This is a genomic window from Herbaspirillum frisingense GSF30, assembly GCF_000300975.2.
GTDB lineage: Bacteria > Pseudomonadota > Gammaproteobacteria > Burkholderiales > Burkholderiaceae_D > Herbaspirillum > Herbaspirillum frisingense.
The window spans coordinates 1-14,107 of the sequence record NZ_AEEC02000063.1; the positions used below are offsets into that span (position 1 = coordinate 1).

Here is a 14,107-nt window from a genome sequence, read left to right on the forward strand (position 1 = left end):
CAGGGACTTGTCCTGCGGCATCACAGGCAATATAATTGATAATCATTCTCAAATAATAACCAGTCCTGTCGGACCATCCCTGCGCCAAATGCAAGGGCGAACGGTCTCTGTTCGCAGACTGCGCTGATCCTGACGCTCATGTTCATGCTCATGCTTATGCGCCGCTTGCCCACCTACACAACATCACTCGAAAGGAATTCCTTCATGAAGCGTTTGGCGATCGTCTCCGGCCTGTTCACCTCCCTGTTGCTGGCCCTGCCGGCGGGGGCGCACCAGGTCTGGCTGCAGCAGGACGGCAAGCAGGCGAAACTGTATTTCGGCGAATTCGGCGACAACCTGCGCGAAGTCTCGCCCGGGCTGCTGGACAAGTTCGTTTCGCCCAGCGCAGTGCTGATCGGCCCGCAGGGCGACCGTACCCTGGAACTGAGCAAGGCGGCCAATGCCTTCAATCTGTCGGCCAGCGCCGGCAAGGGCGAATCCATCGTGGCCGAGGATGCCCACTACCCGGTCTTCGAGAACAAGCACGCCACCCCGCCCACCCGCACCGCCTGGACCCCGGCAGCACGACTGGTGACTTCGCAGCAGGCCCAGGAGCCGCGCCTGGCGCTGGACATCGTCCCCACCGGCAAGCCCGGCCAGTTCAAGGTCAGCTACAAGAACGCCGCGCTGCCCAAGGCCAAGGTCGGTCTGGTGACGCCCTCGGGCTGGATGAAGGAAGCCCATTCCGATGCCGAGGGCCTGGTGCAGTTCGACCTGCCCTGGCAGGGGGTGTACGTGGCCGAGGTGCACCACACCGACAAGACCGCCGGTGAACGCGACGGCAAGGCCTATGACATCGCCAGCTTCGTGACCACCCTGTCGCTGGTCCAGCCCAAGGGCCTGAAGGCCTTGCCGGCGGCACCCGCGGCCACGCCCAACAAGTAAGCCGGGCGTCCTCCTTCCATGGCAAGCATGAAACCGATTTCTTCCAGCGGCCCGACCTTGCACTATCGCCTGGCCGTGTTCTCCCGCGCCCTGGCCGCCGTCGGTGGCGGTTATGTGATCAGCACGCTCAGTACGATGGTGTTGGCGCGCCTGCTGCCGATGGCGCCGGCCGACGCGGTGATGACGGCGACCATGCTGTCCTTCGCCATCTTCACCTGCGCCGTGATCTGGGTCTTTGCAGCGCGTAGCGCCGCGCGGTCCTGGCTTGGGCTGGCGCTGCCGGCGCTGCTGCTGGCCTTGCTGGCCTGGCTGACCGGAACCGGGAGCGTGCTGCCGTGAGGGAGGGATTCCGACAATCGATGGCCTGGCTGCATACCTGGTGCGGCTTGCTGGTGTGCTGGGTGCTGCTGCTGGTGTTTGCCGGCGGCACCGCCAGTTATTACAAGGAAGAGATCAGCCTGTGGATGATGCCGGAGCTGCACGCTACCCGTTCGGCACCGGTGCCGCAGGCCCAGGCCATCGAGCATGCTGTGGCCTATCTGCAGCAGAAGGCACCGCGGGCCGAGCGCTGGTTCATCACCCTGCCGGCCGAGCGCAGCGTGGCCATGCGGGTGGGCTGGGTGGCGCCGGCTGGGGATGGCAACGGCGGCAAGGGCGGCAGCGCGCGCAGCCGCTTCAAGAGCGAGCGCATCGACGCCGCCACCGGCCAGCCGCTGGCGCAGGTGCGCGACACGCGAGGCGGCGAGTTCCTGTACCGCCTGCATTTCGACCTGCACTACATGCCGGTGCAATGGGCGCGCTGGATCGTCAGCATCTGCGCGCTGTTCATGCTGGTGGCCATCGTCAGCGGCGTGATCACGCACAAGCGCATCTTCAAGGACTTCTTCACCTTCCGCCCCCACAAGGGGCAGCGTTCCTGGCTTGATGCCCACAACGCCACGGCGGTGCTGGCGCTGCCGTTCCATCTGATGATCACCTACACCGGGCTGGTCACGCTGATGTTCATGATCATGCCCTGGGGCGTGCAGAGCGCCTACCGCGACAAGGGCGGCGAGACTGCCTTCTTCGAGACCGTGTTCCCCGGCACCGCCGGTCGCGTCAAGCCGTCCGGCGTGGCCGCGCCACTCACCGCGCTGGCGCCGCTGGCGACCCAGGCGCAGCAGCACTGGCAGGGCGCGCCACTGGCCGTGCTGGTGGTCAACAACCCGGGCGACGCCAAGGCCACCGTGGTCATCACGCGGCAGAAGATGAGCACGCTGTCCTCCCTGCAACCGGGGCTGATGTACCAGGGCGTCACAGGCGAACGGCTGGCCGCCTATGGCGACGATCCCAGTGCGACCGCCGTCACCCGGGGTGCGCTGTATGGCCTGCACCTGGCGCATTTCGCCGATCCCTGGCTGCGGGCGCTGTTCTTCCTGTGCGGCCTGTCAGGCTACCTGATGGTGGCCAGCGGCGCCGTGCTGTGGGCGGTCAAGACGCGCCAGAAGGAGGCCAAGGCCATCGCCGGCGGCGCACGCGCCAGCTTCGGCCTGCGACTGGTGGAGGCGCTCAACATCGGCGCCATCGCCGGCCTGCCGATCGCCTTGGCCAGTTACTTCTGGGCCAACCGCTTGCTGCCGCTGGAATTGCACCAGCGCGCACAGATGGAAATCAACCTCTTCTTCGCTGCCTGGGCGGTGGCGGCGGTGCTGGCGCAAGTACGACCGGACCTGCGCATGTGGCGTCTGCAACTGGGGCTGGGTGCGGCGCTGTTCATCGGCCTTCCGCTGCTCAACGTGTTCACGACGCACTCCCACCTGGGTGTGACGCTCCTGCTGGGCCGTGGCCCCTGGCCCGTGGCGGCATTTGATCTCACCGTGCTGGCGCTGGGGATTGCTCTGGCGATGGCCGAGCGGGTACTGGCGCGGCGCCAGCGCAAGCGCCAGGATGGCCTGCAGGCCGCGCCGGCCAAGTCCAGGGTCGAGCGCGATCCCGTGGAGGAAACAGCATGACAGCCTTCGGATTCCTGCTCGCGCTGGGCCTGGCCTACTGCGCCTGGAGCGCCCTGGCACTGGCCATGGACCGGCACTATGCCGAGCTGCATGGACGCGGCGCCGAGCCCGCACCGCCGGTACGTCGTCGCCTGCGGCAACTGGGTGTCCTGGGTCTGGTGGCCAGCCTGGCGGTGACGATGCGCATGCAAGGCTGGAGCGTGGGGATGGTGGCCGGCCTGGGCGTATTGACCCTGTCTGCACTGCTGCAGGTACTGGCCTTGACCTACTGGCCCACCCGCGGGCCGGCGCTGACGCGGGGCGTCCTGTTCGGACTGCCGGTCCTGCTGCTGTTGTGGGCGATGGAAAACCTGTTGTGATGCACTGCCCGGAAAGTCGCTGCCAGTCAGGCCTGGCGCGCATTGCGCGCAGCGGGTTTGATTTGGATTAAGGGTCGGCTTGCCAAATTCAGGTCCAATCTCAACTCCTCTCTGTTGTATTTACGGGCTGCGGCAATTTTTGCTGCAGCCCTTTTTTATTTCTTATTTATTCCCGCCTTTGTTCCTGCCTTTGTTCCCGCCAGCAAGGCCGAGCAAGCCGCTTATGCAGCCTGCTCCGATGGTGGTGGCAACAAGCCCATCTCGCTGCGGAACAGCGCCTCCATGTCACGCCGCACGCGGATGGCTTCGCGGCTGTCATCGATGCTCACATCGGCCCAGCTCAGCGTCTGTCCGGCCGCCACGGCGCGCCGCAGGACGATGCCATGCGCCAGGCCGATGGGCAGGGCCTCGTGGTTCAGCGATGCCGCCGCCGGCATCAGCTTGCCGTAGACCATGTAGCCGCCTTCGCCATCGAGTCTTTCCCCGGCCAGCAGGTCGCGCTTGGCCACGGCCACCGTATCGCCGTTGAAGCCCAGCGTGCTGCCGGTGGGCTGGCCGCGCACGGCGATGCTGGCCACCGAATAGCCCAGTTCCAGGCCAATCAGGTGATAGGGCTTGTACATGGAGGCGTAGCGGCCGCTGGCATCGGTCTTCAGGCCGTACTGCGCGAAGCAGTCGCGCACGTAGTCGGTGGGGGCCTCGAAGGTGACATAGACGCCCCAGCGCAGATCGCGCGATACCGGCCGGCCATCACGCTCCAGCGAGGACACCACCTCCACCGTGCCGGCGTGCGGCAGCAGCCCGCCATCGGCACGCGGACGCAGCAGGGTCGGCAGGTCATCCACGCCGCAGGGCGGGAAGGCCAGGCCGCTGTCGGCCGGATGCAGGCCGCAGGCGTTGGCCACGGCCGCCATCTCCAGCGCCGACTTGGTGCCGTCGAGGAAGGAATTGAACATCTGCGCGTTGAAGTCGCCGCCGGCCACCTGTTCCTCGGAAAAGCCGTAATGGCCCCACACCGTATCGGGCGTGGACTGATGGTACTGCGGCAGGTACTTGGTCCCCTTGCCGGCACAGACCACGTCGAAACCCGAAGTACGCGCCCAATCGACCATCTCGGCGATGAGGGCCGGCTGGTCGCCGTAGGCCATGGAATAGAGGATCCCGGCTTCGGCGGCGCGCCGTGCCAGCAGCGGCCCGGCCAGGGCATCGGCTTCGACGTTGACCATGATGATGTGCTTGCGATGCGCACAGCACAGCAGGGCGTGACGGATGCCGGCGGCCGGGCTGCCGGTGGCGTCGATGATGATGTCGATATGGGGCTGCGCGATCAAGGCTTCGGCATCGTCCTGGATGAAGGTACTGCCGTGGCGCAGCGCCTCCTCCCAGGAGCGGGCGCCATACTGTCCGGCCACCCAGCCCACCCGCTGCAGCGCTGCCTGTGCCCGCGCCGGCGAGAGATCGGCAATGCCCAGCAGATGCACGCCCGGCGTGCGCGGCACCTGGGACAGGAACATCGAACCGAACTTGCCGGCACCGATCAGGCCGACCCGTACAGGCTTGCCCTGTGCCGCTAGCGCCTTGAGTTGATGGAACATGCTTGCCACGGTTTTCTCCTAGTCACATCGGCCGGTCGGCCAGTAAAAAAAGAGTAGCATTGGGGTTTTGTCGCGTAAATGTCGAGATTTGCACACTTCTCGTGTGAAAATTCACATACCACGCCCATCAAGAGAACCTATGCACAGCTTCGACTGGGACGATCTGCAAGCCTTTCTCGCCGTGGTACGCGCCGGCCGCCTGACGGTCGCGGCGCGCAAGCTGGGGGTGGATCATTCCACGCTGAGCCGCCGCATCGTGGCGCTGGAGCGTGCCATCGGCCAGACCCTGTTCGACCGTCGCGCCAACGGCTACGCGCTCACTGTCGAAGGCGAGCGACTGGTGCCCGATGCCGAGGCCATGGAAAACCTGGCTGTCCGCATCGGCGCCCGCCAGGATGACCCGGCCCAGGGGCTGACCGGCTCGGTGCGCATCGGCACGCCCGAGGCCTGGGGCACCTACTTCCTGGCTGCGCAACTGCAGGCGCTGGCGCAGCGGCATCCCGAGCTGGAGGTGGAGCTGGTGGCCAATCCCCGCATGTTCAGCCTGTCCCGGCGCGAGGCCGATATCGCCATCAGCATGACGCGACCGGAGCAGGGCCGGCTGATCGCACGCCGGCTCAATGATTATTCGCTGGGGGTCTACGCCAGTGCTGATTACCTGGCGCGCCACGGCCCGCTGACACAGCGGCAGCAGCTGCAGGGGCAGCGTTGGGTCGGCTATATCGAGGATCTGATGTGGTCGCCTGAACTGGACTACCTGGCCGAGATTTCACCGGCCATCCGGCCGCAGGTGCGCATCTCCAATGTCATCAGCCAGGTGCAGGCGGTGAAGGCAGGTGTCGGCATGGGCGTGCTGCCTTGCTTCCTGGCGCGCCGCGAGCCGGGATTGATCCGGGTGCTGCCGCAAGAGATTGCGCTGTCCCGCTGCTATTGGCTGGTCACGCATGCGGATGCGCGCGATCTGTTGCGGGTGCAGGTGGTGGCGGATTTCATCGTGGACCGGCTGGCAGCCCTGGGGGAGGAATTCTGGGGAGCGGGGCCGGCTGAAGTGCCACCGGCCACCGCTTGAGTTGGCTTCGCGCTTCAGTTGCCGCGGGCCTTGGCGATGGTTTCGCGGGCAGCTTCCATCAGGGCGGCTGGTTCAGGGGCGTTGGATTCCAGGTAGGAGTTTTCCAGTGTCACCGAAAGATTGCTCATCTTCTCCGATAACTCCGCCAATGCCACGCTGAGCTCACACATCAGGGCCGAGATGTTTTTGGGGGACTGCGTCATGCCGTTTTCCTTTCAGATGTCGCACTGTGACTGCTGTGCAAGACCCGGGGCAGGTTCATCGCGCATGCAGGCTGGTGCGTACCAATCGATTACGTCGTGAGCTTTGGCTATTCTAAGTCAAGCCGAATGCAGGTACGACCACCGGCCTGAATAAAAGTGCGACAAATCTGCCTGCGAAGTGCAGGCTTGTTGTGCTGTGGACATGAAGCCGCGCTCAGCGTTGCTGCAACGGCATGTGAGTGCGATGACGCCTTGCCGTCGTGCGATACCGGGGCGCTGGCGCCCCAGCGGATTCAGGCGGCGAGCGCCTGCTGCAACATGATTTCCTCGACGAAATCGGCAAACGCCCTGGCCTTGGCCGAGGCCATGCGTCCGGTGGGAAACACCGCCCACAGCGCGATCTCGGGCAGCGACCAGTCCGGCAACAGACGTTGCACGCTGCCATCGGCCAGTTCAGGGGCGAACATCCAGTCGGAGACGATGGTCAGGCCGATGCCGGCCAGTACCCCGGCCCGTATCCCTTCGGCGGCGTTGAAGCGTACCCGCCCACTTACCAGTACTGACACTTCGCTGCCTTCCCGCGTGAAGGTCCAGACATTGCTCAACTGGCTGAAGACCAATGTTTCATGGGCCGACAGGTCGGCCGGCACCCGCGGGGCGTCGATCTGCTTCAGGTAGCTGGCACTGGCGAGCACGGAGCGCCGGCTGGTGGCCAGCTTGCGCGCGACCACGCCGGAGTCGGCCAGGCTGCCCATGCGCAGCGAGACATCGATGCCCTCGGCGATCAGGTCGATGGTGCGGTCGTCCAGAATCACATCGACCTCCAGCCCGGGGTGGCGTGCCAGGAAATGCGGCAGATGGGGAATCACGAACAGTCGCGCGAAGGTCGGCGCGGCAGAAATGCGCAGCCGCCCGGACAGCCCGGCACCGGCGCCCCGGGCCGCCAGTTCGGCTTCGTCGGCCTCCTGGATCGCCACGCGGGCACGCTCGTAGAAACGCAGCCCGGCCTCGGTCGGCGTGAGTCCATGGGTGGAGCGCAGCAGCAGCTTGACTTGCAGCTTGTCTTCCAGCTGCGCCACGGTCTTGGAGACGGCGGGTTGCCCCACGCCCAGTACCCGCGCCGCGCCGGAAAAGGACCCTGCCTCCACCACCCGCACAAAACTCGTCATTGCCAGCAAGCGATCCATGTCTCACCCATTCCTATTTGGAATGAGCATTATAGCTGGCAGCTATCTGCCATTCCTGTCGATGGGGGAACAGAATGCATTCCATCGGCTGGCGCACAAACCACCGGCCGCCACACTGCAGGAACCACTCAACCCCAGCTACAGAAAACAGGAAACAGGAGCTTCATCATGACTTTGCAAGACCGACTCGACGCATTCAAGGCCGACTTCGTGGCCGGCAAGCCGCCCTACAACGTGCCGCCCGCCGTGATCGCCACCATGCAACGCGCCACTGACGAATTGATCGCCTCAGGCGCGGCGCAACGAGCGCTCAAGGCGGGTGACCGCGCACCCGATTTCGTCCTGCCGGACCCCGAGGGCAAGCTGGTGTCGTCCACCGAATTGCTGGCCGAGGGACCGCTGGTACTGAGCTTCTATCGCGGCGTCTGGTGCCCCTACTGCAACATGGAATTGCAGGCGCTGCAGGAAGCACTGCCGGCCATGCGCGAACTGGGTGCCCGCCTGGTGGCGATCTCGCCGCAGTTGCCGGCCAACAGCCGCAAGGCATTGCGTCAGAATGCGCTGGAATTCCCCATCCTGTCGGATAGCCACAATGAAGTGGCGGCCGTCTTCGGCCTGCGCTTCACCTTGCCTGACTATCTGGTGCAGCTCTATCAGTCGCTCAAGAACGACCTGCCGGCCTTCAATGGCGACCCGGGCTGGACCCTGCCGATGCCGGCGCGCTATGTGATCGGTCGTGATGGCGTCATCGTCTACGCCGAGGTCAATCCCGACTACACGCGCCGTCCCGATCCGTCGGACATGCTGCCGGCGATTCGCCAGGCGGCGCTCTGATCGGAGGATGGTGTCAGTGCCGGGCCAGCACGACCAGGCCCGGCACGGCCTGCTGCATTTCCACGCGCAGGCTTTCTTCGCGGATCAGCAGCGGATGCAGGCCGGCAGTGCGCAGGCAGCCTTCGAGGTAGGCGCGCTGGTGGCGGAAGCGACCACTGGCGTGGAGATGGTAGGGGGCCGCGTGTTCGCTGTCGGCCAGTTCCACGGTGAGGAACAGATGTCCGCCCTGACGCAGCGATTGCGCGGCGGCGCTGAAGAACGCCTCCAGTTGACCGCAGTAGATCAGCACATCGCACGCCACGATCAGGTCGTAATGGTGTGCATGCGTGCTCATCCATTCGCTCACTTCAGCCTGTGCCAGATGGGCATAGTCGTGATGGCGGGCGGCGTGGCCCAGCATGTTGGGCGACAGGTCTATCCCTTCCAGCCGGCGCGCATAGGGTGCCAGTACCGGTGCGCACAGGCCGGTGCCACAGCCGGCGTCCAGCACGTCCAGCACCGCCTGCGGTGGTGGCAGCTCGGCCTGCAATACCGCCGCCAATACCTGCGGGCCACGATATTCCAGATGCGACACCAGGTTGCTGTCGAAGTGATCGGCATAGTCGTCGAAGCGACGCACGATGTAGTCACGCGGTACCGTATCGCTGGGCAGGCCGGCATAGGCCGCATGCATGTGGGTGGCGATGGGGTGGCCGGGTTCTTCCAGCAGCCATTGGCGGCAGACCTCGGCCGCCTGTTGCGGCTGCCCCAGGAAGTAATGTGAGATGGCCAGCAGCTCGCGTGACTTGCCTTCATGCGGCGGCAACACATAGGCCATGCACTGGTAGCGCGAACTGAGCATGCGCTCGCCGGCCTGGGCGTGCAGTTCTGCCAGCTGATGCATGGCGGGCAGCAGTTGCGGGTCGATGGCCAGGGCCCGTTCACAGGCGCCGATGGCCTCCTCGTTCTTGCCCTGGGCGCGCAGGGCGGCACCCAGGTTGTTCCACAGCTGCGCGTCGTCCGGTCGTAGGGCGAGGGCGTCGTCATAGGCCTTGGCCGCCGCTGCGAATTGCTGGCAGGCGAACAGCACATTGCCCAGGTCATTGCACCAGTCGGGATCGGGCGCGGCCAGGTCGGCCGCCTGGTGCATCAGGGTCAGGCCTTCATCATGCTGGCCGCGCTGGTGCAGCAATACACCCAGATAGTGCAGCGCCGCTGCATGGTGCTCGTCGAGCTCCAGCAGCAGACGATAGTCGTCTTCCGCGTCGTCCAGGCGGCCGGCGGCGTGATGGGCGAATGCAGAAGTGAAGCTTTGTTCGACGAGGTCTTGCAGTGCGTTTGAATGGGCCAAGTGGAGCTCCTTATCGGGATAGCAGGACCGGGGTCGGGCCGGGGATGGCGGCGCTGGCGGCGCTGGCGACGCTGGAGTGCGGCAGCGGATCGGCCTCTGTGGCCGATGACGCCAGCGTGAAAGCGGCCACCGATGTGGTCAGGGCGACAGCCTGGGCGGTCAGGCCGTGGGCCGCTGCCGAGGTCTGCTCCACCAGCGCGGCGTTCTGTTGGGTGGCCTGGTCCATATCCACCAGGGTGCGGCTGACCCGGTCGATGCCTTCGGCTTGTTCGCGGGTGGCGGTGGCGATGTCATGGACGGTGCTCATCACGTGACCGAACGACACCACGATCTGCCCGATGGCCTGGTCCGCCTGCCTGACCTGATCGGCCGCCTGGCCGACCGAACCGATCGAATCCGCAATCAGTTCCTTGACTTCGCGCGCCGCTTCGGCGCTGCGCAGCGCCAGTGAGCGGACTTCTGCCGCGACCACCGCAAAACCACGCCCCTGGCTGCCGGCGCGGGCCGCTTCCACCGCCGCGTTCAGGGCCAGGATGTTGGTCTGGAAGGCGATGCCATCGATCACGCTGACAATGTCTGAAATGCGTCCTGCGCTGGCGGTGACCCGCGCCATGGCGCCGGCGATGCCGCCCATGACCTGGCCACCGCGCTGGGCGTCGTGGGCGGCAGTGGCGGCCAGGGCATTGGTGCGTTCGGCGTTCTGTGCGTTGTTGCCGACGGCTGCCGACAACTGCCGCAGGGTGGCGGCGGTCTCTTCCAGTGCGGCCGCTTGTGCTTCGGTGCGTTGCGCCAGTTCGCCGTTGCCTTGCGCGATGTCGCGCGCGCCCTGATGCACATCACGGGTGGCATCGCGGATGTCGACGACGGTGGCGCCCAGGCTCTCCTGCATGCGCGCCAGCGCCGCCAGCAGCACCCCGATCTCATTGCGGGAAATGCCCTGCACCGGATGGCCGAGATTGCCGTCGGCGATGCGGTCGAAATGCTGTGCAGCCTGCCTCAGCGGCGTGAGCACCAGTCGCCCGAACAGCCACCAGCACAGGCCGGCGAGCAACAACGAGCAGGCCAGCATCGCGACGGCCAGGTAGGTGGTGGTTGCGATACGTCGCTCGGCGGCCAGGCGCAGATCGTCACGCACGGTTTCGGCCTGGGCGATCACCTCGCGCAGGGTGGCGGCGAATTCACGGTCGGCAGCTTCCGCACTGACGGTCGCAGCCGCATAGTCGTCCAGCGAGACGTCATAGAGCGCGACCTCGCGCAGGCCGAGGACCTTGGTATAGGCCTCGTAGGCCTGGTTCACGCGGACGACCTGGGCCTCGGCCGGCAGTGTCTTGCGGTAGCCCTCGAAGGCCTTGCGGGCCGCCTGCAGGGCGGCCGAGGCACGCCGGGTGTAGTCGTTGGACTTGATCTGGTCATCCTTGACCAGGTTGATGTAGGCGTTGTCCATGTTGATCAGGGTCGACAGGAACAGCCGCTCGGTATCGTGCAGGGGCTGGATGCGCTGGTCCGACAGCACGATCAGGGCGGTGGTGGCCTGGGCCGCCGCCCGTGCGCCTTGCCAGGCGATGCCCACTGCGATCCACAAGGCCAGGGAGAAAATACCCACCACCAGCAGCAATGCGCTGCGTAAGCTCAGTCTTGCCAGCATGTTCGGCTCCCGCGCTGTTCAACGCAGACCGAGGCGATGGTCCAGCGACCAGGTGCCGCCACCGCGTGCCACCAGCAGCAGGAGCAGGCCGGCCCAGGACAGGTGCGTCGGCCAGGCATCGGGATAGACAAAGATCTCGATGACCGCCGTCATGCCCAGCAGGGCCAGCGCCGCGCCGCGGGTGAACAGGCCCAGCACCAGCAGCAGCGGGAACAGGTGTTCCGCATAGGCCGCCAGGTGCGCGGCGAGATCGGGCGGCACCAGCGGCAACCGGTATTCCTCCTGGAACAGGACGTAGGTGCTGTCCTTGATGGTGAGCCAGCCGCTGACCTTGGTGCGGCCGGAGAGAAAGAAGATCGCCGCGATCGCCACCCGTGCCACCAAGGCCAGCAGGGTGTCGCTGATGAGACCCTGGGCGAGTCCTGCGGCGCGGTTCCAGAGCGTGGGACGGACTTGGTCGACCGTGGTGGCCGGCAGGGCGCTGCGATGTTGCATAGTGTTCTCCGTCAATTGAAGGTGAATGCGGTAAAGGCGCCGGCCAGCAGCAGCCGGCCCAGCAGGGCGGCGACATCCAGATCAGGTTCCTGCGCCAGCGCCAGCGCGGCGGCCTGGGTGACGGGCTGGCCCTCGCGGCAGGCGTCCAGGAAGCGGCATGCCCCGTGGCTGATTGCCTGCCATTGCACCTCGGCTTGCGGCCGGGTGAAGAGTGCGGCTTCGCCGTGCCAGTCGATATCACCCGGATCGATCGCGGGGTCGGTGCGATTGGCCGACCAGATGGTGGTGACCGGATGCTGCGCATCGTGGTGCCAGCGCGTGGCGGCATGCGGTACCAGGCACACGTCCTGGCCAGCCACCAGCGCGCTCTGCAGGGCGGTGCTCTCCACCATGGGCTGGTCGGCTGCCAGGTGGGCTTCGGTCCAGCAGCGGTCGAGCATGGCCACGCCGGGCAGGTAGGGCAGTTCATCGGCGGCGGGCAGGGCCGCCAGGAAGGCGGCAAAGCCTTCGCCATAGGCGATCAGGCTGGCCTGCCGGGGCAGGTGGTCGCGGGCATAGGCCAAGGCGGCGGCGTGCATCCAGTCGCTGCCGACCAGCCGCTGCACGGCCGGATAGTTGGCGGCCAGGGCGTCCACGCAGCCCTTGAAGACGGTATTGCGATAGACCGCGAAGGCCGGCTGCCGCAGCAGGGCGGCGACGGTGGCGTCATCGCTGTGGTCTTCCAGGAGGGCTTGCAGGAAGGCCGGGTAGTAGTGGACATCGTCCGTGGTGAGCTCGCTCATGCCGCCTGCTCCTGATCTGCCTGTGCAACATTGGCCAGCAGATCGGCGGCCATGGCGCGCTCCTGCAGCAACTGCTCGAAGGCCGGCACATTGCCGTCGCGTTCGATCAGGGTGGGGCGCGCGCCGATGCGCGTGATCAGGTGCTGGTACAACGCCCAAACCACCGGCGCCACCGGGGCATCGTGCGAATCCACCAGCAGCCCGGGCAGGCTGGCATCGGCACTATGGCCGGCGAGGTGGATTTCGTGGATGTCGGCCGCGGGCAGCTGGTCCAGGTAGGCGCGGGCATCGATGCCCAGGTTGCAGCCGCTGACATGGACGTTGTTGACATCGATCAGCAGGGCGCAACCGGTACGGCGGACCAGTTCCTGCAGGAACTCGGGTTCACTCCAGGCGTGCTGTTCCATGTGCAGGTAATGTGAAGGATTCTCCAGGGCGATGCGGCGCTTGAGCGCATCCTGCGTGCGGTTGATGTTGGCCGCCACGCGTGCCAGCGTGGTGCTGGTGCGGGGTACCGGCAGCAGGTCGGGCAGATAGTGACCGGCGATGCGCGACCATGCCAGGTGCTCCGAGACCAGCACCGGCTCCACCCGGTCGATCAGATGCGCCAGTCGGCGCAGGTGATCGGGGTCGGGGGCATCGGGGCCGGCCAGGGACAACGACACACCATGCAAGGCCAGGGGATGGCGTTCGCGGATGGCCTGCAGCCAGGCCAGGCGGGGGCCGCCGTCCATCAGGTAGTTTTCCGGATGGACTTCGAACCACAAGCCTGCCTGCCCGCAGGCCAGCGCTGCATCGAAATGCTGGGGCTTCAGACCGAGTCCGGCCGAGATGGTGTGGGTGGTCATGACCGTCTCGCTTACATCGGCTTGAGCGAGCCCATGCCGTGCGGGGTCTTGATGGAGGTGCAGGTACCGGCCGGCACGTTCTTCCAGGCATTGCCCTGGTAGTCCATCTTGGCGGTGCCGGCGCAGGTGGTGCCTTCACCGGCCTTGCAGTCGTTCTGGCCGGCCATGGAGACGCCATAACACTTCTCGACGGCGGTCTTGTTCATCGGTTGCTTGTCTTGTGCCATGGCCACGCCCGAAGCGAGGGTGGCGAGGGTCAGGGCGGCGGTGGCGACGATACGTGCGTTCATGGTGGACTCCTTGAAATTGGAAAGTGAAGAAAGTGATAGCGACCGGTGCAGTCCGCCGGCGGGGAATGCCGTGGCTGCCGATCTGATGGTTAATTCGCCGGCAGTCGGGCGCCGGTTACAGCCGTCGCAAAATTTTTCGGATAAATATTTTTTGCGCCGCCTGTAACCGGGGGCAGGGTTCAGACGAATACATAGGAGAGCGCCTGGAGCGCGTACCTGCTCGCATGAGCCAGAAGGGGATGCAATGAAAACGATGGAACTGGTCAATATGCTGGCCGCCGGCACGGAAGGACAGGCCGCCGGCGGCCGACCTGTGATGCTGCGCCATGTCACCGCGCGCATGGCGGTGGCACTGGCGCTCGGCTTGCTGGGGGCGCTGCTGCTGCTGGCGGCGCTGTATGGGGTGCGCAGCGATGTGCGGCAGTTGCTGCAGGCGCCCTTGTTCTGGATGAAGGTGTCCTTCCCGCTGGCGGCCCTGCTGGCGGGGCAGATGGCGGCGGCGCGGCTGGCACGACCGGGTGTGCGCATCGGCCCGGGACCGGCGGCGGCGCTGCT

At 66.1% G+C, this 14,107-nt stretch carries 16 protein-coding genes; 7 read left to right on the forward strand and 9 right to left on the reverse strand.

What is annotated here, in order from left to right; genetic code table 11:
• The first annotated feature begins 204 nt into the window (after positions 1-204).
• The 4 genes from HFRIS_RS23805 to HFRIS_RS23820 are packed head-to-tail and all read left to right on the forward strand — an operon-like array spanning position 205 to position 3,274.
• A complete protein-coding gene (locus tag HFRIS_RS23805) occupies positions 205-924 on the forward strand; it encodes a hypothetical protein (RefSeq protein ID WP_006465580.1) in 720 nt (239 codons plus the stop codon).
• A gap of 27 nt (positions 925-951) precedes the next feature.
• The gene (locus HFRIS_RS23810; protein WP_006465581.1) at positions 952-1,263 is read left to right on the forward strand and encodes a DUF3649 domain-containing protein; all 312 of its coding nucleotides are present in this window, start codon (positions 952-954) and stop codon (positions 1,261-1,263) included.
• Positions 1,264-1,283: 20 nt separating this feature from the next.
• Complete coding sequence (locus HFRIS_RS23815; RefSeq protein WP_006465582.1) at positions 1,284-2,915, forward strand: PepSY-associated TM helix domain-containing protein; 1,632 nt, start codon at positions 1,284-1,286, stop codon at positions 2,913-2,915.
• Positions 2,912-3,274, forward strand: a complete 363-nt coding sequence (locus HFRIS_RS23820; protein ID WP_006465583.1) for a DUF3325 domain-containing protein — start codon at positions 2,912-2,914, stop codon at positions 3,272-3,274. Before HFRIS_RS23815 ends, HFRIS_RS23820 begins: the two co-directional genes overlap by 4 nt.
• A gap of 221 nt (positions 3,275-3,495) precedes the next feature.
• Here the strand turns inward: HFRIS_RS23820 and HFRIS_RS23825 are convergent, their stop codons facing one another.
• Entirely contained in the window at positions 3,496-4,869 is a 1,374-nt protein-coding gene (locus HFRIS_RS23825) for an NAD(P)H-dependent oxidoreductase (RefSeq protein ID WP_006465584.1), read from the reverse strand.
• Positions 4,870-5,008: 139 nt separating this feature from the next.
• Between HFRIS_RS23825 and HFRIS_RS23830 the strand changes: the two genes are divergently transcribed.
• Entirely contained in the window at positions 5,009-5,938 is a 930-nt protein-coding gene (locus HFRIS_RS23830) for a LysR family transcriptional regulator (RefSeq protein WP_006465585.1), read from the forward strand.
• A gap of 14 nt (positions 5,939-5,952) precedes the next feature.
• On the opposite strand, the gene HFRIS_RS23835 is transcribed toward HFRIS_RS23830, so the two are convergent.
• Together HFRIS_RS23835 and HFRIS_RS23840 are read right to left on the reverse strand one after the other, a co-directional pair.
• On the reverse strand, positions 5,953-6,141 hold the full coding sequence (locus HFRIS_RS23835) for a hypothetical protein (RefSeq protein ID WP_006465586.1): 189 nt from the start codon (positions 6,139-6,141) through the stop codon (positions 5,953-5,955).
• Between the two features lie 293 nt (positions 6,142-6,434).
• Positions 6,435-7,328, reverse strand: a complete 894-nt coding sequence (locus HFRIS_RS23840) for a LysR family transcriptional regulator (protein ID WP_006465587.1) — start codon at positions 7,326-7,328, stop codon at positions 6,435-6,437.
• Positions 7,329-7,496: 168 nt separating this feature from the next.
• Between HFRIS_RS23840 and HFRIS_RS23845 the strand changes: the two genes are divergently transcribed.
• Positions 7,497-8,162: a peroxiredoxin-like family protein gene (locus HFRIS_RS23845; RefSeq protein WP_006465588.1), complete on the forward strand. Its 666-nt coding sequence runs from the start codon at positions 7,497-7,499 to the stop codon at positions 8,160-8,162.
• A gap of 13 nt (positions 8,163-8,175) precedes the next feature.
• Here the strand turns inward: HFRIS_RS23845 and HFRIS_RS23850 are convergent, their stop codons facing one another.
• Genes HFRIS_RS23850 through HFRIS_RS23875 form a run of 6 tightly spaced genes read right to left on the reverse strand, consistent with a single transcriptional unit; the run spans position 8,176 to position 13,552 of the window.
• The gene (locus HFRIS_RS23850) at positions 8,176-9,492 is read right to left on the reverse strand and encodes a tetratricopeptide repeat protein (RefSeq protein WP_006465589.1); all 1,317 of its coding nucleotides are present in this window, start codon (positions 9,490-9,492) and stop codon (positions 8,176-8,178) included.
• Between the two features lie 10 nt (positions 9,493-9,502).
• Positions 9,503-11,137 (reverse strand): methyl-accepting chemotaxis protein, encoded by a 1,635-nt coding sequence (locus HFRIS_RS23855; RefSeq protein ID WP_006465590.1) that lies wholly within the window; start codon positions 11,135-11,137, stop codon positions 9,503-9,505.
• An 18-nt stretch (positions 11,138-11,155) separates the two neighbouring features.
• Complete coding sequence (locus HFRIS_RS23860; protein WP_006465591.1) at positions 11,156-11,632, reverse strand: DoxX family protein; 477 nt, start codon at positions 11,630-11,632, stop codon at positions 11,156-11,158.
• Positions 11,633-11,643: 11 nt separating this feature from the next.
• Positions 11,644-12,414 (reverse strand): HvfC/BufC N-terminal domain-containing protein, encoded by a 771-nt coding sequence (locus HFRIS_RS23865; protein WP_006465592.1) that lies wholly within the window; start codon positions 12,412-12,414, stop codon positions 11,644-11,646.
• The gene (gene bufB / locus HFRIS_RS23870; protein WP_006465593.1) at positions 12,411-13,262 is read right to left on the reverse strand and encodes an MNIO family bufferin maturase; all 852 of its coding nucleotides are present in this window, start codon (positions 13,260-13,262) and stop codon (positions 12,411-12,413) included. Before bufB ends, HFRIS_RS23865 begins: the two co-directional genes overlap by 4 nt.
• An 11-nt stretch (positions 13,263-13,273) precedes the next feature.
• A complete protein-coding gene (locus tag HFRIS_RS23875) occupies positions 13,274-13,552 on the reverse strand; it encodes a BufA1 family periplasmic bufferin-type metallophore (protein ID WP_006465594.1) in 279 nt (92 codons plus the stop codon).
• A gap of 244 nt (positions 13,553-13,796) precedes the next feature.
• On the opposite strand from HFRIS_RS23875, the gene HFRIS_RS25990 reads away from it, so the two are divergent.
• Positions 13,797-14,107, forward strand: a 311-nt coding sequence (locus tag HFRIS_RS25990) for an NrsF family protein (protein ID WP_039877210.1), incomplete at its 3' end; no start/stop codon positions are given.